The organism is Rickettsia asembonensis (assembly GCF_000828125.2).
In the GTDB taxonomy this organism is placed as follows: Bacteria; Pseudomonadota; Alphaproteobacteria; order Rickettsiales; family Rickettsiaceae; genus Rickettsia; species Rickettsia asembonensis.
This window is the reverse complement of sequence record NZ_JWSW01000024.1, coordinates 1-19,308: the sequence shown is the minus strand read 5'-3', so window position 1 is coordinate 19,308 and position 19,308 is coordinate 1. Positions and strand designations below refer to the sequence as shown.

The following is a 19,308-nucleotide window of genomic DNA, read 5'->3' as shown; positions in this document are numbered from 1 at the left end:
TTATCTCTCAACACTTCCAACATAGAGCAATTAGTATCCACAAATACCGATATAAGCGTGGAAACTTATGCATTAGGATCCGATGCTTCACAAATTGATATCATAACTTGATATAAAAAAGAAATATTACTTACCGAATTATGGATAAAGATTTATCCATAATTCGTGTCAATTTAGAGTTAATAACATTCAATTTCAGTTAATGTTATACTTTCAGTACCTGATAATTTATAACAATCATTACTAGTAGAGTTAGGAATTTGTAAGTCAAATAATAGTGTTTTTTCTTCTTTATACGGATCAACTAAGTAAGAATTTGTAATATCTGTAACTATTGGCGATAAGTAAGTTGTTGTTTCAATAAGCTTATCAATAGCATTCTGTCCGTCTTTTAATATTTTATCGACTAGTTTTTTATCTTTATAAAAAGTATTTACGGCACCTATTAAGGTTGTTGATATCTCATATATAATAACGCCGTTTTTAATTATATTGGTTATATTAGAGTCTAATTTTGCTGTTTTAGAAAAAATTAAAGAAATGACAGTAGGATATTTATTAAATACATTAGGTAGTTCTAAAAAATTATTTACAGCTGAATAGGCAGAATTGGTTGCTTCTGAAAAACAATTAAATACTTTGTATATGTTTTCATAATTGTTATTGCTCATAAACTTACCTCTTTTTTATATATGTAATTACCCTGTTTTATGGTAATTACTATCATACTACTAAATTAAGAAGTGTCAATATTAAAATTTATTTACGATATCCTCTAAACTCCACCTAGCTTTTGGACAGAAATTCAAAGGAGTAAATAGCTTATTATTGTAACGCTCAAGTCCTGCATATGCAATCATTGCAGCATTATCGGTACATAAACGGATAGGTGGATAAATAAGCTGATAACCATATGTTTTAGCACAATTACTTAATATTTCTTGTAAATATTTATTGGCAGCAACACCGCCGGCAATTACTATAGTGTCATTTAAAAAGCTTGATCCAAGCGAATTTTGTGGATAGAGCCTGTGCTCACGTACTTTTGTACGCTCCGCAGGCTCTTCTTTAAATTCATCTTGTCTAAAGCTTTTTAAATTTAGCTTTGTAGTATAATCTATATTCTCGTAATAATCATTTACAACTCGTTCATATGCTCTAATAGCATCCTGTACCTTACTACTTAGAATTTCTCCTATGGTGAACTGAAAACTTGCCGCTATATCATTAATTACATCATCATTTAGAAAGCTTGATACAAGCGAATTTTTCGGCTTTCGCCTGTACTCATGTACTTTTGTACGCTGTACAGGCTTTTCCTTAAATTCATCTTGTCTGAAGCTTTCTAAATGATGACAGTCTTTATAATTAATTTCTTGCAAATTCATTATTAAAGTACGTACGGCAGTTTTAAGCCCTGAAAAGGACATATTGCAATTACCGCTGTTAATTATAGGTTTTGGAAATTTATATTTATAAGGATCGCCAAGTTTTGCTCTTTTCTCAATTTCAGGTCCTCCAGGAAATGCTAAGTTTAGCATTTTTGCTACTTTGTCAAAGGCTTCGCCTACGGCATCATCTATAGTAGACCCTAGGATTTTATATTTTCCGAGTCCTAAAACTGCTACAAATTGGCAATGTCCACCTGAAGCTAACAAGAGTAAATAAGGATAAGGGATATTATTGGTTAGCCTTGCGGTTAAGGCATGACCTTCTAAATGATTAATTGCAATAAATGGTTTTTTTAAAGCACTGCTTAGCGACCTTGCAAACATTGAGCCGACTATAACACCGCCGATTAAGCCCGGACCGGAAGTTGCAGCAATTGCACTAATTTCCATTAATTTAGTGTTGCTCTCTTTTAAAACATTTTTTAATGCTTTATCTAGATTTGATAAGTGAGAACGTGCAGCAATTTCAGGTACTACCCCTCCAAAAATTGCATGTTCTGTATTTTGTGAAATGATTATATTAGATAAGATTTCTTGATTTTCGGTGATTATAGAAACAGCTGTATCGTCACAGCTTGATTCTATACCTAAAATTTTTATCATTTAATATTGAAACCGGTATTGGCTAAAAAAGTAGTGTTGTTGCGTGGACCGATAAAATCCAATGTGTCACCTCGTGGCTTGACCACGGGGTCCATAAAAACAACAAAAAATACTAATATTTTAGTATTTTTAACTGGATCTCATGGTCAAGCCACGGGATGACAGAGGTGAAATTGATCCACGCAACAAGACTCGTTCGCAATGACAATATTTATCTTTATTTAATAATGCCTAATTAGATACCTTTAAGGTATTTAATTGATTATACAGCTTATAAATAGATTGTTCGGCATCAATAATTTTTTTATTAACTATTTTTAGTAATTTTTCCGAAGGTTTTTCTGTTATTTGCGTTGCAGAACTTACTTGCTCTGCTAAATTTCTAAGTGATTCTTGTATTTCTACAAAAGATTTTTTAAATTGTTCTTTAATAGTAATAGATGATTCTTCAAGCTCTTTAATTTTTAAGCATAGATTTTCTAATAAATGATCTATTTTAGTTTGCATTAAAGTCAATTTTTGCTTTTGTTTTTCACTAAGATAGCTTAAAGTTTCTTGCATTTTTGCCTGTATACGTACTTTTGTAGTACGTTCAAGTTCTGAAACTAAACCTATTTTACTCATTAAAAATATTATCCATTTGTGAACGTCAAAATGATACCATTTTGCACCGTTACGATAATCTGAAGGGAAAGCATGATGGTAATTGTGCCAATTTTCACCGAGTAAGAATAATGCCATCCACCAAATATCTCCAGCCGTGCCTTTGTAATATTGCTTACTACCGGCAAAGTGGCATAAAGAATTAACACAGAAAGTTGCTTGCTGCTGTAGGAATCTACCGAGTCCCATAAATAAAAATCCTGCATATGCCGATTGTATAGTACCACCAACTAAGTAACCGATAAATAAAGGCATGACAATATTCATAAAAGCTGCTATTTGCCAATAATATTTTAGCTGCCATTTTAATAAATTGTTTTTCCCATGCTTAGCCCAAGTAATGCGATCAATAGACTTATAGCTACCGCTTCCGACTAGCATCCATCCTATATGAGACCATATAAAGCCTAAAAATTTATTGTCAAATTTTAAAGGAGTATGCGGATCTTGGTCTTGATCTGTATATCTATGATGTTTATAATGATTCGATGCCCAAGATAAAGCTGGTCCTTGTAATGTTCCTGCAGACAGCATAATTAAGACAAACTCGGCATATTTATTTATTTTATAGGCATTATGAGACCACAATCTATGCAAACCAATCCCAACGGTAATATTATTAATATAATAACTAGCAATTATAAAAATAACTTCAGTTAGTCCTATCCCATAATCAAACGAATATTTAACTACAAGAGATATAATAAAAATAGGATAAAATATTAAAGCAAATAAAGCAGGCTTATTTAGTTTACTTAACATAAAATTTACAGTTTTTAGTTATAAAATATATAAATTGGCAACGAAAAATCTTAATTATATTATAGTATACATAAATATAATTAATAGATATTAACATACTTAATGCATAAATACAAAGAAAATTTTGACAACAAAATTCTAGGTTATGTGAAAGAGAATTAAATTATTTATATTTTTAGATATTTTTTAGCGAAAATTAATAAGATTTTTGCAGTAATAGTTGTTCCTATCTCAAAAAAATCTTATGATTTACAGTAAAAAATAGATTAATTCTCTTTCACAGAGCCTAATCATTATCCTTATTTAAACAATAACCGATAAAACGAACGGTTTTAATAATTAAATTGTCTTTCCCTAAGGCCTCTCTAATTCTATTTATATGAATATCTATAAGACGTTCATTAAAGGTCTCTTCACTTTCCCATAAATATTTTATTATTTCTTGACGCGAAAACACTTCATTTGGAAACTGAAAAAAAAGTTGCAAAATTTTAAACTCAGTAGGACCTAGGCGAATATTCAGTCCGTCTTTGTATACTTTTTCAGTATTTAAATCAATATTTATATTCTTAAATTTAATAATATTATCCTGTAAAACTGACTTAGAACGTCTCAATAAGCTCTTTAAAGTACCTACTATTTGCTCAGATAAAAAGGGCTTATAAAAAAATAGTACGTTATCGTCTATTTCTGTTAAATTTAATTGCTTGTTTGGTAATAAAAATATTATAGGCGTTTTAGAAAATTTATTAATTTTTCTAACGTTATTTATTGTTATTAAAGGATTTTCTTGTAATTCTGCACTAATAATCATGATAGCAAGCGGCTGACTAAAGAAATAAGTTAATGCTTTTTCTAGAGTTGAAGCCCTAAATTATATTAAATCCTGCTCTCTCTATATCATTACTTAAAGAAATATTAACACTTTTTTATTTTTTTTCTTCTATAATTAAAACTTCAGGTAATAGCTTATCAAACACTGAATTAATCTCCATTAATATTTAGTAAATAATTAAAAACTTTTGTAATAATTTTCTGATTTATTAGGGTTTATAGCAAACTTTTTATAAAAAGAAACAAAGAAATAATAATTTTTTAAAGATAATACTTGAATTTAATAGTTTTAGTTGCTATAAATAGCTTTATTTTAAAGTTTGTTTGTTGGAGATTTTTATATATCATGAGCTTTTATGAATCAGTTTTTATTATACGCCAAGACGTATCATTAAACGATATAGATAAAATCGTTGATGATTTTGCTAAAATTATTAAAGATAATAATGGCACTATCGTAAAAAAAGAATATTGGGGGTTAAGAACTTTAGCTTACAAAATCGGTAATAACAAAAAAGGACATTATTATTTTTTAGGTCTAGATATTACTGGTAATGTAAAAGAAGAGCTAGAAAGAAAAATGAAGCTTAACGAAAATATCATTAGATTTCTTACAATTAAAGCAGATTCAATTAGTAGTGAACCTTCACCGATATTAAAAAATCAGAGTACAGAGAATACTCCGGTAATTGATGTAACGATTAATAATTAAATTTGTAAGAATTAAGGTTAAAGAATGTTAAAAAGTAATAATGCTAGTGAAACAACTACTCGCAAGGTAGGAGATAAAACTGCTAAAAAAGTGTTTTTTAGAAGACGTAAAGGATGCCCTCTTTCTGTGCCTAACGCACCTGTTATTGATTATAAAAATCCTGAGCTTTTAATAAAATTTGTCTCTGAAGGCGGTAGAATGCTACCAAGCAGGATCACAAATGTTTGTGCAAAGAAACAAAGAAAGCTAAATAATGCTATTAAAATTGCAAGAATTTTAGCATTATTACCTTTTGTATTTCAAGCTAAATAAAGGCATAATACATGGAAATTATATTAATAAAACCCGTAAGAAAATTAGGTAAAATTGGCGACATGCTCAAAGTAGCAGACGGATTTGGTCGTAATTATCTTTTACCGCAAAAACTAGCTATTAGAGCTACTGAGCATAATAAAGAGCTAATAGTGAAACAAAAACACGAATTTGAAGCAAAAGATAAGCAAATAAGAGAAGAAGTAGAAAAAATTAATGCTCTTATTAAAGATCAAAAATTAGTTTTTATCCGCCAAACATCAGATGACGGTAAACTTTTCGGTTCGGTTACTAACAAAGAAATAGCCGATAAATTATCTGAAAATGTATCTTATAATATCTCTCATTCAAATATTATTCTTGATAAACAAATTAAATCTACCGGAATTTATACAGTTGAAATAAGACTCCATGCGGAGCTTAATGCTATAGTTACGGTTATTGTTGCAAGATCAGAATCAGAAGCACAAGATTATTTACGCGAACAAAAGACTGAAACTTCAGAAGATTTAGCTGAATCAGCATAAATTTTTCTTTATCATCTATCTAGCTTGTGGTTTTTTGTTACCCTTGCGAAAGCAGAATATTGTTGTACGGATAGCTTGCTCGATGTCATTCCCGCGGAAGCAGGAATCCAGCGTAAAGCGAGATAAATCAAGCTTTTAATTTCAAAAATTTGGTGTATTTATACTTTTTTCTGAATTCCTGCGATCAACGGAATGACATAAGAGCCATACAACAACGTCCCACCTATGCGGGAATAACATAATTCGTACACTACCGAATTAACTACAATATCCTTAAAAATAACTTTCAACAATACTAATATTTTTCAACCATGCTATATGAAAAATTTGAGTATAATATCAATAATCTAATAGGTAATTTTGGTTTATCTAAAATAGCGGTTGCAGTCTCCGGTGGGAGCGATTCGGTAGCACTTCTTTATCTTGCTAATATTTGGGCAGAAAAAAATAATATAGAATTATCTGTTATATCGGTTGATCATAACTTACGGGAACAGTCGAAGCAAGAAACCCATTATATCCAAAATATAAGTAATAGTCTAAATCGTAAGCATTATAGTTTATCTTTTGATCATCAAAATAATTTTTCCAATTTACAAGAAAGAGCAAGAGAAGGACGCTATGATTTGATGACAAATCTATGTCTAGAACTCGATATATTAGTACTTTTAACTGCTCACCATGAAGATGATTACGTAGAAAATTTTTGTTTAAGATTAGAACGTAATAGCGGTATATTTGGACTTAGTAGCAGTAATATTAATTGGTATAATAATATACAAATAATTAGACCGCTATATAATATTCCAAAAAGTGAATTAGTAGAGTATTTAGTCAGTCATAATATAAAGTGGTTTGAAGATGAGTCAAATTCATCTGATAAATATAGACGAAATATTATTAGGCAAAAATTAGCTAAAGGCGAAGATTATATTAAAGCCGATATAATCTTACAACAGCTTAAAATTAATGATTTACTGGATAATAAATTTAAACCGGAGTTAATATCAGCAATAGCCGAAGCAGTCAAAATTTTTGAATATGGCTTTGCTTTTCTTGATTTAGTTAAATTTGATAAGTTTTCAAATGAGGTGAAAGTACAAATAATTAATTTTTTACTGATAATAATTAGCGGACAATCTAGAGTAGTTCGTTTTTATTCGGTAGAACCTATTTTGAAATTAATTACTCAAGACGTAAACTTTAAGAATACCCTTCATGGCTGTATAATTAATCGTATACAAAACGAGTTACTTATATACAGGGAATTCGGCAAAAAATTACCTGAAAGTAAAATATTATTGGATAAATCCGTTATTTGGGATAATAGATTTTGCATCACAAGAAATCAAGAAACTCCAAATTGTTTTGTAACTCATCTATCGTTAGAAGATTATAAAATGATAAAGAAACAATTAGATCTAGAATCTTTGAAAAATCTATCCTGCAAAAACCACAATGCAATTTTATTTACCTTACCTATCATTAAAATACTTGAAAAAGTTATAGCAATACCACATATATCATATTATGATAACGACATGTGGAACTTTGAAGTATCTTTTGCTCCAAATTTTATATCTCGTTTCACCCATTTTTGCTAACACCGGTATTTAGTTTTGTTGCATGGATACCAAATCGTCATTGCAAGCAGCCATAGGCTGTGCAGCAATCCATAAAAAATTAAAAAAATTCTGTAAATCAGAATTTTTTACTAGATTGCTTCATCAAAACTTGCAATTTTTCTTCGTAATGATGAAAAAAACGATCCATGCAACAACGCCTCTAATACCGATAAAAATTTTTATTAGGTTTTATATCGATGAATAATCAAGGTAGAAGTATTTTAGCTTGGGCAGCACTTTTTGTTTTTGTAATATTACTTTTTAATGTTTTCCAATCTAACGGTTTACTTGGCGGAAGAAATAATATAACTTTCTCGGATTTTTTAACACGAGTTGATGAAAAGACCGTTAATTCAGTAAAAATTCAAGGTAGAGTAATTGAAGGCACTTCAAATGACGGCTCTACTTTTAACACTTATGCTCCTGATTATCCTGATTTAGTAAATCGTCTTACTAGTAATGACGTTAATATTGAAGTGGTGCCTCTTGAAACAAGAATGAATACCTTTTTAGGCTTTTTAATTTCTTGGTTTCCTATGCTTTTATTGATAGGTGTTTGGGTTTTTTTTATGCGTCAAATGCATGGAGGCAGGAAGGCCATGGGGTTTGAAAAATCGAAAGCTAGGTTGCTATCAGATAAAGGACCAAAAATTACCTTTAAAGATGTAGCAGGTATCGATGAAGCAAAAGAAGAATTAACTGAAATAGTAGATTTTTTAAGAGATCCAAGCAAGTTCCAAAAGCTTGGCGGTAAAATACCGAAAGGCTGCTTACTTATAGGGCCTCCTGGAACAGGAAAGACCCTTCTTGCTAAAGCAATTGCAGGTGAGGCTAATGTTCCGTTTTTTAGCATATCCGGCTCTGATTTTGTTGAAATGTTTGTAGGCGTTGGTGCAAGCCGTGTGCGTGACATGTTTGAACAGGGTAAACGTAATGCTCCTTGTATTATCTTTATCGATGAAATTGATGCGGTAGGTCGCCATAGAGGTATCGGTATGGGCGGCGGCAATGATGAACGTGAGCAAACCTTAAACCAAATGTTAGTCGAAATGGACGGATTTGAAGCAAATGAGGGAGTTGTGATCATTGCAGCTACAAACCGTCCTGATGTTCTTGATCGTGCATTGCTACGTCCCGGTAGGTTTGATCGTCAAATTGCCGTTGCAAACCCTGATATAAACGGTCGTGAGCAAATTCTAAAAGTACATTTAAAGAAAATTAAATATAATAGTACGGTACTAGCACGAATTATTGCTCGTGGTACCCCGGGCTTTTCCGGTGCTGAACTTGCTAACTTAGTTAATGAAGCTGCTCTTATTGCTGCAAGGCTTGATAAGAAAGAAGTAGATATGCACGACATGGAAGAGGCAAAAGATAAGGTGCTGATGGGAGTTGCACGTCGTTCTATTGCAATGTCGGAAAAAGAAAAAAAATTGACTGCATATCATGAAGGTGGACATGCATTAGTAGGGCTTTATTGTCCTGCAGCATCGCCTATTCATAAGGCTACGATTATACCGCGCGGTAATGCTCTTGGGATGGTGCAAAGACTTCCTGAAACTGATGAATATTCTCAGAATCGTGAACAGATGGAATCATCTATAGCAGTTTATATGGCAGGAAGAGTAGCAGAGGAAATTATTTTCGGTAGAAATAAAGTTACCTCAGGAGCTTCATCGGATATAAAAAGTGCAACTAATATTGCAAGAGCGATGGTTACAAAAGCAGGTTTAAGTGATTTAATAGGACCGATATTCCATGGTTCAAGCGGTGATGATATGTATGGTAGACAACCGAGTAACGAAACCTCGGAAGCTACTGCAGAGTTAATTGATGCCGAAGTTAAAAAAATTATTACACAAGGATATGAATTTGCAAAAGATATTTTAACAAAACATATAGATCAGCTTCATACTTTAGCTAATGCTTTAATTGAGTATGAGACATTGTCCGGGCAGCAAATTAAAAACTTACTTAGCGGCAGAGCTTTAGATTCAGAAGAAGAAAATAAATTTCCTTTTAATGATTTATCTACTATAAAAATAGATAAAGAAAAATCACCTGAGAAAACAAAAACAGCTAAGGCTAAAAAAGAGAGTACTTAAATGGCAGAGTTAAGATTACCGCCAAATTCAGTAGTAAAAAAAGGAAAAGAGCATAAAGAACACGAGGAAATGCTTAAACCTAGAAAGGTAAAAATTTATAGGTATGACTCTGATCTTGATGAGAATCCTACTATCGATAGTTTTGAGATAGATTTAAGCAAAACCGGACCAATGGTTTTAGATGCTTTAATTAAAATCAAAAACGAAATCGATTCGACTTTAACGTTCAGGCGTTCTTGTCGAGAGGGAATTTGCGGTAGTTGTTCGATGAATATTGACGGTACAAATACTTTAGCATGCATAAAACCGATAGAAGAGATATCAGGCGATATCAAAATCTATCCCCTTCCTCATATGAAAGTAGTGAAAGACTTAGTACCTGATATGTCGCATTTTTATGCACAATACGAATCTATAGAACCTTGGCTCAAAACCGATAGCCCTACCCCTTCAAACTCTGAAAGGTTACAGTCAATTAAAGACCGAGAAAAGCTTGACGGTTTATATGAGTGTATATTATGTGCTTGCTGTTCTACTTCCTGTCCTAGTTATTGGTGGAACGGTGATAAATATTTGGGTCCTGCGATTTTATTGCAGGCTTATCGATGGATTGCCGATTCAAGGGATGATCATACCGGCGAACGTCTTGAAGCTTTAGAAGACCCATTTAAACTTTATCGTTGTCATACGATTATGAACTGTACTAAGACCTGCCCGAAAGGCTTAAATCCTGCTAAAGCTATCGGTAAAATAAAAAGTTTAATTGCAGAACGTCATGGCGTATGATTCTTAATTCATTATTTTTAAAAATGATAAAATAATGAAAAAAACAATTATTTTCTGTTGGCTATTTCTTAGTTCGATATCTTATGCTTTTGCTGTTGATTGTAATAATGCCATAACACAAGGTGACATGAATTATTGTGCTGGCGAAGAATATAAGAAAGTTGATAAGAAACTAAATCAAATATATAAAGAAATATTAAAGCATATTTCAGACGAACAAGAAAAAGTTAATTTACTTAAAAAATCCCCAAATTTATGGATTAAGTACCGAGATGCTGATTGTGAATTTCGGAGTTCTGAGGTTTATGGCGGTTCCGTATATCCAATGATACTGCTTATGTGTCTTACAGAAAAAACCGAAGAGCGTATAAAAGAATTTGAAGCCATGCTGAAATGTGAAGAAGACGACTTAAGTTGTCCTTTTATAATCAAGACTTAGAACTTAGGTTCTGTGAAAGAGCCAAAATAGATTAATTCATAATTTGTAATACTTTAAATAATGTTCCCATTTGTTTTGGGGATATTAGCCTCTCTACTTGTTTTTCTATTATCCCTGCTTGCTCAGACATCTTCTCAAACTCTACTTCTAGAGGTAATTTAGACGTCGATCCGGTCCTCGCATCCTCACGTACTAGTGTGTACGCTGCGGTGCTGCGTTCCGTGTCTCCTTTAAATTCCTCTCTATAAGCGAATTTGAAAAGATGTCTATTATTAAGCTTGTCTTGCAATGTTTGCTTGCGTAATAAGATTCCGTTTTCTATTAAAAAATCTCGTTGCGATATTGTATCTATTACATTTATTTTACTATTTTTAGCTACTGTTTTTAATGTATAAAAATCCACATGTGCCGATAAATCAGCTTCTCCAAGATTTTCAAGGATGGGGCAATATTTATGGTTTTTAACCGCTTGTAATGTTGGATTATACTGATATCTAATTCTGTTACCCGGAGCTAGATCATAGCCGTAATCTATTATTAAGCAGCTGCCGCTTAGTTTTTTTAGATGCTGCACTATAAATTTTATAATTTCTATTGAGTTATAAGATTTTTCAAGCACTGCTCCGTCTTTTGTTTCAATATGAGTACGCAGCAAATATTCTTGTAATTGCTTATTAACGCTTATTTTATCGTATTTAATTCTGCCGTCTACCGGTTGCACTACAAATATTCTTTCATACCATAATTCCTTGACTTTAATATATTGCTTTATCGGCATAGCATCAAAGAATTCATTAGCTATTATTATAGTAGGTTTTTTGGGTATATCTTCTACAAATGATCGATGGCTAATCGGTAAATTAATATCTTGTAAATTAGCCTTTTGATAAGCAATAAAATTTTGATTAATTTCTATTAGTTCAATTGATAAAGCTTTGTAAAATTCCGGTACTAATTTTGCAGTGCGTAGTAAATCACGCATTAATAGACCTCGACCAGGACCAAGCTCAACCAAACTAAGACTTTTTGGGCAACCAATTCTTTGCCACTCCTTGATACACCATAAGCCGATAATTTCACCGAATAGCTGCGAAATTTCAGGAGCTGTAACAAAGTCACCTTCGCTAGCCAACGATTTTACTTGCTGATAATAGGAAGTAGGGTTTAAATTTAATGCCTCCTGCATGAGAACATCGCAAGTAATATATCCGGTTTGATCAATTAATTGCCTTATTTTGGATTCGATTGACATATTAAATAACTTCCTAAAAGTAACATAGGTACAGATAAGATTTGTCCCATAGTTAAGCTATCTAAAATAAACCCGATTTGTATGTCTGGTTCTCTAAATATTTCAATAGCGATTCGGAAAAGAGCGTAAAATATTAAAAATATTCCTGAGTTTAAACCGTACTTTTTAAGAGTTTTGCGCTTAAATGTTGCATATGCTAAGATACAAAATAATACTAAACCTTCAAAAAAAGCTTCATATAATTGACTAGGATGTCTTGGCATCAAATCACTATTAGGAAAAATCATACCAAAAGAAGAATTTGTAATACGTCCGTATAGTTCGCCGTTAATAAAATTAGCGATTCTACCTAAAAATAATCCGATAGGTACTACAGGGGCTATTATATCTGTGAGACTTAAAAAATTAACTTTATATTTTCTACAAAACAAATAAGAGGCAATAATCACCCCTAAAGCTCCGCCATGGAAAGACATACCGCCTTCATAAGTTTTTAAGATATCTATTAGATTTGAAAAATATCTAGAAGGGTTATATAATAAAACAAATCCTAGTCTGCCTCCGATTATTATGCCTATAACGGCATAAGTAATGAAATCTTCTAGATTTTTTTTAGTAATTTGAGGCTTAAATTTTTCTATAATTTTGTTTGCATAGAACCAACCTAGCAAAATTCCTACTACATATGAAAGAGAATACCAAGAGACGGCAAATGGACCTATAGAGAAAATAATTGGATTGATATTAGGAAATGTCATAATAAGTTATTTAATTCATTTAACGTCTGAGTTACAGAAAATTACGTAAGTAATTGACGAAGCAATCCGGTTTTTTATTATTTTTATGGATTGCCACAGCCACTTTGTGGCTTCATAATGACAGTATCTATATTTGGTTAGCAATACCAAGTTCTTTTGAGTTAAAATTATTGATAAAAATAAAATTCTTAGTAATAATAAAAAAGATTTATATTTATAATAATAATGATAGGTAAAATATGCAATATTTAATGGATCTATATCATACCTCAAGTACTGAGTTAGTATTATTGTTTGTTATGTTAGTATCTATTATACCGGTGATATTTCTAATTAAAAGATTAATTTTTATTCCTGTAAAAAATTATTTAACTAGACATCATTATGATGATTATGAAAGGATACTAAAAAAATATCCTATATTTCGTTATTTATTATACACTTTATTAGCACTTTACTTTATAGGTTGGGGAAATGTTTTTCATCCTACTTCTTTTAAAGCACATGTATTACTGGGAATCAAAGATACTATAGTAATCTTATATACTAGTATATCCGTGACGATGTTATTATTAACGCTTATAGATGCTTTTGCAGATTTATATAATAATAGGATCAAGGCTGTTACAAAAAATGCACCGCTTAGCTTATATTTTCAAATATTAAAAATTATTGTCATAGTTATTGCAGCAATGGTAACTATTTCATATATATTAAATATTTCGCTTAGTACATTCTTAACAAGTTTAGGTGCAGCCGCAGCTCTTTTAACATTTGTTTTCAAAGATACCGTTTTAGGATTACTTGCAAGCTTGCAACTAACTACTCAAGAAATTATTAATATTGGAGACTGGGTACGTATAGGCGAAATTGAAGGAACAGTTGAAAAAATTACTATTTCCGTAGTAACAATTAGGAATTTTGACCAATCTATTTCTACAGTTCCTACTTACAGTATTTTAAATTCTAACGTAACTAATTATAGAGGAATTAGTGAATCAGGAGCAAGAAGGGTAAAGAGAGTATTTAATATTAATATGGCAACTATTAACTTCTGTGATGCTACTATTTTAAAAGAACTAAAAAAATCTCCTTATATATCAAAGGATGTAATAGATAAAATAACTCTTGATAAAGAAGAGAAAGATTTAACCAACATTAAACTATTCAAATTATATATTCAGGAATATCTAAAAAATAATCCGGCAGTTTATACCGAAGGATTTACTTTTCTAGTAAGACAGCTTGAACCTACGATTAATGGGTTGCCTATAGAAATATATATCTTTGTTAAAGAAGTGAATTTAGTAGGTTATGAAAATATACAAGATAATATTTCTGAACATTTAATTTCTATACTTCCTGAATTTAAATTAAAAATATTTCAGAATGTAGGAGTGGTATAATATATCTGAAGTTAAATTTGTATCCAAGATGGAAGCCGCACTTCATCTTGGATATTCACTACTTTTGTAAGAAAAGAAGTATATATACTACTTGATTATTTTCTCTAAATGCTTTAAAACTTAAAGCTTTAAAAATATGAAAATTTAAGACCTAGGAATGAATAATAATATAATTAATTTAATAGCCGCTATTATACTGTCTTTAAGTATAATTTTCGGTTGGCAATATTTTGTTGTAAAACCTGAACAAAAAAAACAGCAACAGCAAATAGCAGTGCAGAAAGCAGAAAATTTAAAGAAACAACAGTTAAAAGCTTTAGTAGAACCTGCAACTAATATTGTTGCTCAAGAAGAAAGCGGGGTGCAGCGTATTAAAATAGAATCTGAATCACTCACCGGTTCTATTTCATTAAAAGGACTTAGATTTGACGATTTAATATTAAAGAAATATAAGCAAGATTTATCTAACAATAGTCCTGAAGTGAGATTATTTTCACCAGCTAATACAGAAAATGCATATTTTGCTGAAATTGGTTTAGTTAGTAATTTATCTAGTGTAAAACTCCCTAACAACGATACTATATGGAATAGTGATAGTGAAATATTAAGCCCTGAAAAACCTGTTAATTTATTTTGGGTTAATGAAGACGGAGTTAAATTTTTAGTTACTATTACTGTCGATGAAAACTATTTATTTACTATAGAACAAACCATAGTTAATAATAGTGATAAAGAACTTCCTGTGCAATCTTACGGTTTAATAAACCGTAAATATATTGCCGTAGAGAAAGCAGTGAATATATTACATCAAGGACCTATCGGGTGTATAGACGAGAATCTTAAAGAATATTCGTATGATGATATTAAAGATAAGAAAAGTGAAAAATTTGCAGCAAGTAAGGTTGACTGGATAGGAATTACCGATAAATATTGGTTATCTTCCTTGATTCCGGATAAATCAAGTAATTACAGCTCGAATTTTAATTATGCTCTTAAGCAAGGGACTGAAAGATATCAGGTAGATTTTATTTCACCGGTACAAATAATAAAGCCCGGCGAAAATTTCTCCATTAAAAGCAGAATTTTTGCAGGAGCAAAAAAAGTAGATTTGCTTGATAAATATGAAAAGCAATATGATATTAAATTATTTGATAGAGCTATTGATTTCGGCTGGTTTTATATAATTACCAAACCGGTTTTCTACGCCATGAATTTTTTCTATGGCTATGTCGGTAATTTCGGTGTTAGTATATTAATTGTTACGGTTATAATTAAGCTATTGATGTTTACGTTAGCCAATAAGTCTTATCGTTCGATGAAAAAAATGAAAAATTTACAGCCGGAAATCGATAGGATAAAAAATTTATACAGTGATGATAAGGCACGTTTAAATCAAGAAATAATGGCTTTATATAAAAAAGAAAAAGTAAATCCGGTAGCGGGTTGTTTGCCTATACTTGTTCAAATTCCGGTATTTTTCTCTATCTATAAAGTATTATATGTAACTATTGAAATGCGGCAAGCACCGTTTTACGGATGGATTAAAGACTTATCTGCCCCTGACCCTACTACTATTTTTAATTTATTCGGCTTGTTACCGTTCTCGCCACCATCATTTTTAATGATTGGAGCATGGCCTATTTTAATGGCTATTACTATGTTCTTACAGCAAAAAATGAGTCCTGAACCTGCAGATCCGATACAAGCTCAAGTAATGAAATTTATGCCGCTAATTTTTTTATTTATGTTTAGTAGTTTTCCTGTTGGGCTTTTAATATATTGGTCTTGGAATAATATTCTATCCATAATTCAACAATATTATATTAATAAATTTAATTAATGAGAATAGATAAAAATTTACCTAATTATCTAACTATTGCTCGAATAATGGTAATTCCGGTTATTATACTGGCATTTTATATAAATAATTCACTTGTACGTAAACTTGGAGCATTATTATTTGTTTTAGCTAGTATTACGGATTTTTTTGATGGTTATATTGCAAGAAAATATAATTTAGTTACGAGCTTTGGCAAGATGTTTGATCCTATAGCAGATAAGCTACTAGTAGGTTGCGTTATTATAATGCTACTAAAAAAAGATAATGTAGATGAGATACCTTGTCTATTAATTTTAGCACGAGAATTTTTAGTTAACGGCCTTCGGGAATTTTTAGCTTTAGTAAAGGTTAGTGTGCCTGTATCGAGACTCGCTAAGGTAAAAACGTTTTTACAAATGTTTGCTTTATCGATATTGATACTAGGCTCCAAAGGTTCAGGAATTATTTATTTAGATATAGTAGGGGAAATAATTTTATGGATTGCCGCTTTTTTAACAATCATTACAGGTTATTCTTATTTTAAAGCATGTAAGAAATATTTTTAAATAGGAGAATTTTATGATATTGATATATGTAAAATATATAATTTTAGGGTTTATTATGGTGTCTAGTTTAAATCTTTACGCTGCTAACAATGATATAATTGCCAATAAGAAAGTTGTAAAGGTAGAAGTAAGTAATGAACATTTAAAAACATTAAATGAAGCTTCTACTCTTTTAATTAGTTGTGTAGATTTTAGATTAATAGATGAAACAGATAAATTAATGAAGCAATTAAGGTTAGAAGATAATTTTGATAAAGTATCACTGCCCGGTGCATCGCTTGCCCTTGTTAACGACAAATATACTTATTGGGGAAAAACAATAGAAGATACTATCGAGATTTTACAAGAATTACATAACATCAAACAAATTGTTTTTCTTGATCATAGAGAATGTGGAGCTTATAAAATACTTATAGGTCAGGAACAGCTAAATACCAAGGAAAAAGAAACGGCAGCACATGCAGAAATTTTAAACAAGGCCCGTGATATAATAAAAGAAAAATTCCCCCAATTAAAAGTTTATACTTTTTTAATGGGTCTTGATGGTGTAGTAGAGCAGATTTATGAAATACCTAGCTAAAAGCGGAGTTGTTGTATGACTCACTCTTATGTCATTCCTACGAAAGCAGGAATCTAGGCTTCACCACCGCCACCCCATGGTTTGACATAGTACCGGACAGTTTTTAAAAAACTCTCGATGTCATCCTAGCTAAAAGCGGGAATCCAGGCTAAAAAATCTTAATTTTAAAGATTTTTTATTATATCATTTTTTTCAAGGTAAAACTTTAAAAAAGCTTTAAAGTACTGGATTTCCGCTTTTGCAGGAATGACATAGGAACAGGTTTTATCTACCCATACCATACATCTACAAGTTCACAAAAATAACAGATTTTATTTTGTATCTGTATCCTTATTATCTTTAGAATTAGCAGTATTATTTGGAGAGTTGTCTTCCGTAGGTAGTTTAGAGATGGATAGTTTTTGTTTATATTTTTGCTGCTCTGCTAAAAAATTTTGAGCCTCTTTGGAAAGGCTGTTATATAGTTCACGTTTCTTCTTATTAATATCGACTATTTCTACTCTATATTCTTGTATTTCCTTGCGTACTTCCGGTTTTATAGTACCGGCGTAAGCAGAAAAATCATCTATAATTTTTTGTGTTGTAGCGTCGTTGGTTTTTGCTGCATCTTTTTTTGAGCCGTCAGAAGTTGTACTATTGGCAAAGCAGCTTAGACTCAGTAAAATAGCTATTCCAAATATTATTTTTTTTATCATATAAACCTTAAGCCTTATTCTTAATAAGTGGTATTGTTGTGTGTATACCTATGTCATTCCCGCAAGGCATTATTGCGTAGACCGGTAAAACCCACTGTGTCATCCCGTGGCTTGCTAACTAGGTCCATAAAAACAATAAAAAATACTAATAATTTTAGTATTTTTAACTGGATCCCGTGGTCAAGCCACGGGATGAACAGAGGTAAAACTGATCCACGCAACAATACCTTCCCGCGAAAGCGGGAATGACATAAGAACCACGCCTATGCTTGTACGCAATGATGACTCCGGTATTCCCCGCAAGAACTTCTTAATAAGTAGACCATTTTTAAGCCTAATAGTCAATGTAAAATATTCATCTTTTCCACTTGTGTTTTATTACCTAGTAAGTATAATTATACTAATAGTTGGGAATAAATATATAAAATTATGAAAAATATACAATATTACGATAATAATGCACAATTATTTTATGATAGAACTATTAATGCGGATTTATCCAATAATTATAAAGAATTCATAAGTTATTTACCAAAACAGGCTCACATTTTAGATGCAGGTTGTGGAGTTGGTCGTGATACAAAATATTTTTTAAGTCAAAGATATCAAGTTACTGCTTTTGACGGTTCAACCGAAATGGTTAAATTAGCTACAAAAGAAACCGGAATAAATGTATTACACTCAACTTTTCAAGATATCGATTTTAAGAAGTCGTTTGATGATGTTTGGGCTCAAGCAACTCTCCTTCATGTACCTTATAATGAAACAACCAATGTTTATAAAAAAATTCACGCTGCATTAAAGCCAGAAGGAATTTTTTATGCTTCTTACGGATATGGTTTAGATATTATACAACGTGATGCTCGCGATTTTTACAATATGTGAGTGTTGAAATATGAGTAGTAAGAGGTTATAATGTAATAAAAAAAATAAGAAAGTAAAGAAATGTCAGAGCATCAAATAACAATGGTCAGTTTAGATGAATTAGTTAGCACAGATCATCAATATCGTAGATTTAAAAGTTTATTTAATTTTAAAGCAGTTGAAAGAGAGTTATTAGTGCTAGAAACTGAAGCTAATTATAAAGGCTATGGAACATTACGGTTATTTAAATGTTTGCTTTTACAGTTTATGGAAGACTTATCTGATCGAGAATTAGAGCGTTATTTAGCTGATAATACTGCTGGCAAATGGTTTTGTGATTTTGCTCTTACAGAGACGACACCAGATTATAGTGTGTTTAGTAAAATACGCAAGAAGATAGGTACTAATTTACTATCAAAAATATTTACAAACTTTAGAGATCAACTAAGAAAGCAAGGTTATAAGAGTGAGGTATTTACTTTTGTGGATGCCTCTCATTTAATCTCAAAAGCTAGTCTTTGGGAAGAACGTGATGAGTTGAGGAAGCAA

23 protein-coding genes are annotated in these 19,308 nt (G+C 31.2%); 16 read left to right on the top strand and 7 right to left on the bottom strand.

The window, feature by feature from the left end; all coding sequences use genetic code 11:
- Window positions 1-179: 179 nt before the first annotated feature.
- Together SB78_RS03785 and tsaD are read right to left on the bottom strand one after the other, a co-directional pair.
- Window positions 180-671: a DUF5424 family protein gene (locus tag SB78_RS03785; RefSeq protein ID WP_041078799.1), complete on the bottom strand. Its 492-nt coding sequence runs from the start codon at window positions 669-671 to the stop codon at window positions 180-182.
- Window positions 672-752: 81 nt separating this feature from the next.
- Window positions 753-2,054: a tRNA (adenosine(37)-N6)-threonylcarbamoyltransferase complex transferase subunit TsaD gene (gene tsaD, locus SB78_RS03780; protein WP_041078798.1), complete on the bottom strand. Its 1,302-nt coding sequence runs from the start codon at window positions 2,052-2,054 to the stop codon at window positions 753-755.
- Window positions 2,055-2,060: 6 nt separating this feature from the next.
- Between tsaD and SB78_RS11940 the strand changes: the two genes are divergently transcribed.
- Entirely contained in the window at window positions 2,061-2,216 is a 156-nt protein-coding gene (locus tag SB78_RS11940; RefSeq protein WP_410524503.1) for a hypothetical protein, read from the top strand.
- A 69-nt stretch (window positions 2,217-2,285) separates the two neighbouring features.
- On the opposite strand, the gene SB78_RS03775 is transcribed toward SB78_RS11940, so the two are convergent.
- Entirely contained in the window at window positions 2,286-3,479 is a 1,194-nt protein-coding gene (locus SB78_RS03775; RefSeq protein ID WP_041078797.1) for a fatty acid desaturase, read from the bottom strand.
- A 286-nt stretch (window positions 3,480-3,765) separates the two neighbouring features.
- Window positions 3,766-4,293 carry a winged helix-turn-helix domain-containing protein gene (locus SB78_RS10800; protein WP_241773716.1) on the bottom strand — a complete coding sequence of 176 codons (528 nt, stop codon included), beginning with the start codon at window positions 4,291-4,293 and terminating at the stop codon, window positions 3,766-3,768.
- 366 nt (window positions 4,294-4,659) lie between these two features.
- Between SB78_RS10800 and rpsF the strand changes: the two genes are divergently transcribed.
- From rpsF to SB78_RS03730, 8 genes are all read left to right on the top strand, one after another.
- Window positions 4,660-5,025, top strand: a complete 366-nt coding sequence (gene rpsF, locus SB78_RS03765) for a 30S ribosomal protein S6 (protein ID WP_041078796.1) — start codon at window positions 4,660-4,662, stop codon at window positions 5,023-5,025.
- Between the two features lie 24 nt (window positions 5,026-5,049).
- Entirely contained in the window at window positions 5,050-5,337 is a 288-nt protein-coding gene (gene rpsR, locus SB78_RS03760) for a 30S ribosomal protein S18 (protein WP_041078795.1), read from the top strand.
- A gap of 11 nt (window positions 5,338-5,348) precedes the next feature.
- On the top strand, window positions 5,349-5,864 hold the full coding sequence (gene rplI, locus SB78_RS03755) for a 50S ribosomal protein L9 (protein WP_041078794.1): 516 nt from the start codon (window positions 5,349-5,351) through the stop codon (window positions 5,862-5,864).
- Between the two features lie 311 nt (window positions 5,865-6,175).
- Window positions 6,176-7,468 (top strand): tRNA lysidine(34) synthetase TilS, encoded by a 1,293-nt coding sequence (gene tilS / locus SB78_RS03750; RefSeq protein WP_041078793.1) that lies wholly within the window; start codon window positions 6,176-6,178, stop codon window positions 7,466-7,468.
- A gap of 22 nt (window positions 7,469-7,490) precedes the next feature.
- A complete protein-coding gene (locus tag SB78_RS03745) occupies window positions 7,491-7,694 on the top strand; it encodes a hypothetical protein (RefSeq protein WP_041078792.1) in 204 nt (67 codons plus the stop codon).
- On the top strand, window positions 7,687-9,594 hold the full coding sequence (gene ftsH / locus SB78_RS03740) for an ATP-dependent zinc metalloprotease FtsH (protein ID WP_041078791.1): 1,908 nt from the start codon (window positions 7,687-7,689) through the stop codon (window positions 9,592-9,594). The genes SB78_RS03745 and ftsH overlap by 8 nt, the downstream gene beginning before the upstream one ends.
- Complete coding sequence (locus SB78_RS03735; protein ID WP_041078790.1) at window positions 9,595-10,380, top strand: succinate dehydrogenase iron-sulfur subunit; 786 nt, start codon at window positions 9,595-9,597, stop codon at window positions 10,378-10,380.
- 112 nt (window positions 10,381-10,492) lie between these two features.
- A complete protein-coding gene (locus SB78_RS03730) occupies window positions 10,493-10,819 on the top strand; it encodes a lysozyme inhibitor LprI family protein (protein WP_081420935.1) in 327 nt (108 codons plus the stop codon).
- A 31-nt stretch (window positions 10,820-10,850) separates the two neighbouring features.
- On the opposite strand, the gene SB78_RS03725 is transcribed toward SB78_RS03730, so the two are convergent.
- Window positions 10,851-12,071, bottom strand: coding sequence for an SAM-dependent methyltransferase (locus tag SB78_RS03725; protein WP_041078789.1), 1,221 nt, complete (start codon window positions 12,069-12,071; stop codon window positions 10,851-10,853).
- A complete protein-coding gene (gene lgt / locus SB78_RS03720) occupies window positions 12,050-12,829 on the bottom strand; it encodes a prolipoprotein diacylglyceryl transferase (RefSeq protein ID WP_041078788.1) in 780 nt (259 codons plus the stop codon). The genes SB78_RS03725 and lgt overlap by 22 nt, the downstream gene beginning before the upstream one ends.
- A 239-nt stretch (window positions 12,830-13,068) precedes the next feature.
- Here lgt and SB78_RS03715 point away from each other — a divergent pair, with 239 nt between their 5' ends.
- The 4 genes from SB78_RS03715 (at window position 13,069) to SB78_RS03700 (ending at window position 17,200) form a co-directional block, all read left to right on the top strand.
- The gene (locus tag SB78_RS03715) at window positions 13,069-14,235 is read left to right on the top strand and encodes a mechanosensitive ion channel family protein (protein ID WP_041078787.1); all 1,167 of its coding nucleotides are present in this window, start codon (window positions 13,069-13,071) and stop codon (window positions 14,233-14,235) included.
- Between the two features lie 157 nt (window positions 14,236-14,392).
- Window positions 14,393-16,075 carry a membrane protein insertase YidC gene (yidC, locus tag SB78_RS03710; protein WP_041078786.1) on the top strand — a complete coding sequence of 561 codons (1,683 nt, stop codon included), beginning with the start codon at window positions 14,393-14,395 and terminating at the stop codon, window positions 16,073-16,075.
- On the top strand, window positions 16,075-16,620 hold the full coding sequence (gene pgsA / locus SB78_RS03705; RefSeq protein WP_041078785.1) for a CDP-diacylglycerol--glycerol-3-phosphate 3-phosphatidyltransferase: 546 nt from the start codon (window positions 16,075-16,077) through the stop codon (window positions 16,618-16,620). Before yidC ends, pgsA begins: the two co-directional genes overlap by 1 nt.
- A 19-nt stretch (window positions 16,621-16,639) precedes the next feature.
- Entirely contained in the window at window positions 16,640-17,200 is a 561-nt protein-coding gene (locus tag SB78_RS03700) for a carbonic anhydrase (RefSeq protein ID WP_041078801.1), read from the top strand.
- Between the two features lie 311 nt (window positions 17,201-17,511).
- Here SB78_RS03700 and SB78_RS03695 read toward each other — a convergent pair whose 3' ends face one another.
- A complete protein-coding gene (locus tag SB78_RS03695) occupies window positions 17,512-17,895 on the bottom strand; it encodes a hypothetical protein (RefSeq protein WP_041078784.1) in 384 nt (127 codons plus the stop codon).
- Between the two features lie 72 nt (window positions 17,896-17,967).
- On the opposite strand from SB78_RS03695, the gene SB78_RS10065 reads away from it, so the two are divergent.
- The 3 genes from SB78_RS10065 to SB78_RS03685 all read left to right on the top strand — a co-directional run.
- Window positions 17,968-18,144, top strand: a complete 177-nt coding sequence (locus tag SB78_RS10065) for a hypothetical protein (RefSeq protein WP_199402748.1) — start codon at window positions 17,968-17,970, stop codon at window positions 18,142-18,144.
- Window positions 18,145-18,324: 180 nt separating this feature from the next.
- Window positions 18,325-18,780 carry a class I SAM-dependent methyltransferase gene (locus SB78_RS08005; protein ID WP_081420933.1) on the top strand — a complete coding sequence of 152 codons (456 nt, stop codon included), beginning with the start codon at window positions 18,325-18,327 and terminating at the stop codon, window positions 18,778-18,780.
- A gap of 60 nt (window positions 18,781-18,840) precedes the next feature.
- The coding region (locus SB78_RS03685) for a transposase (protein ID WP_041078783.1) at window positions 18,841-19,308 on the top strand (468 nt) is incomplete at its 3' end.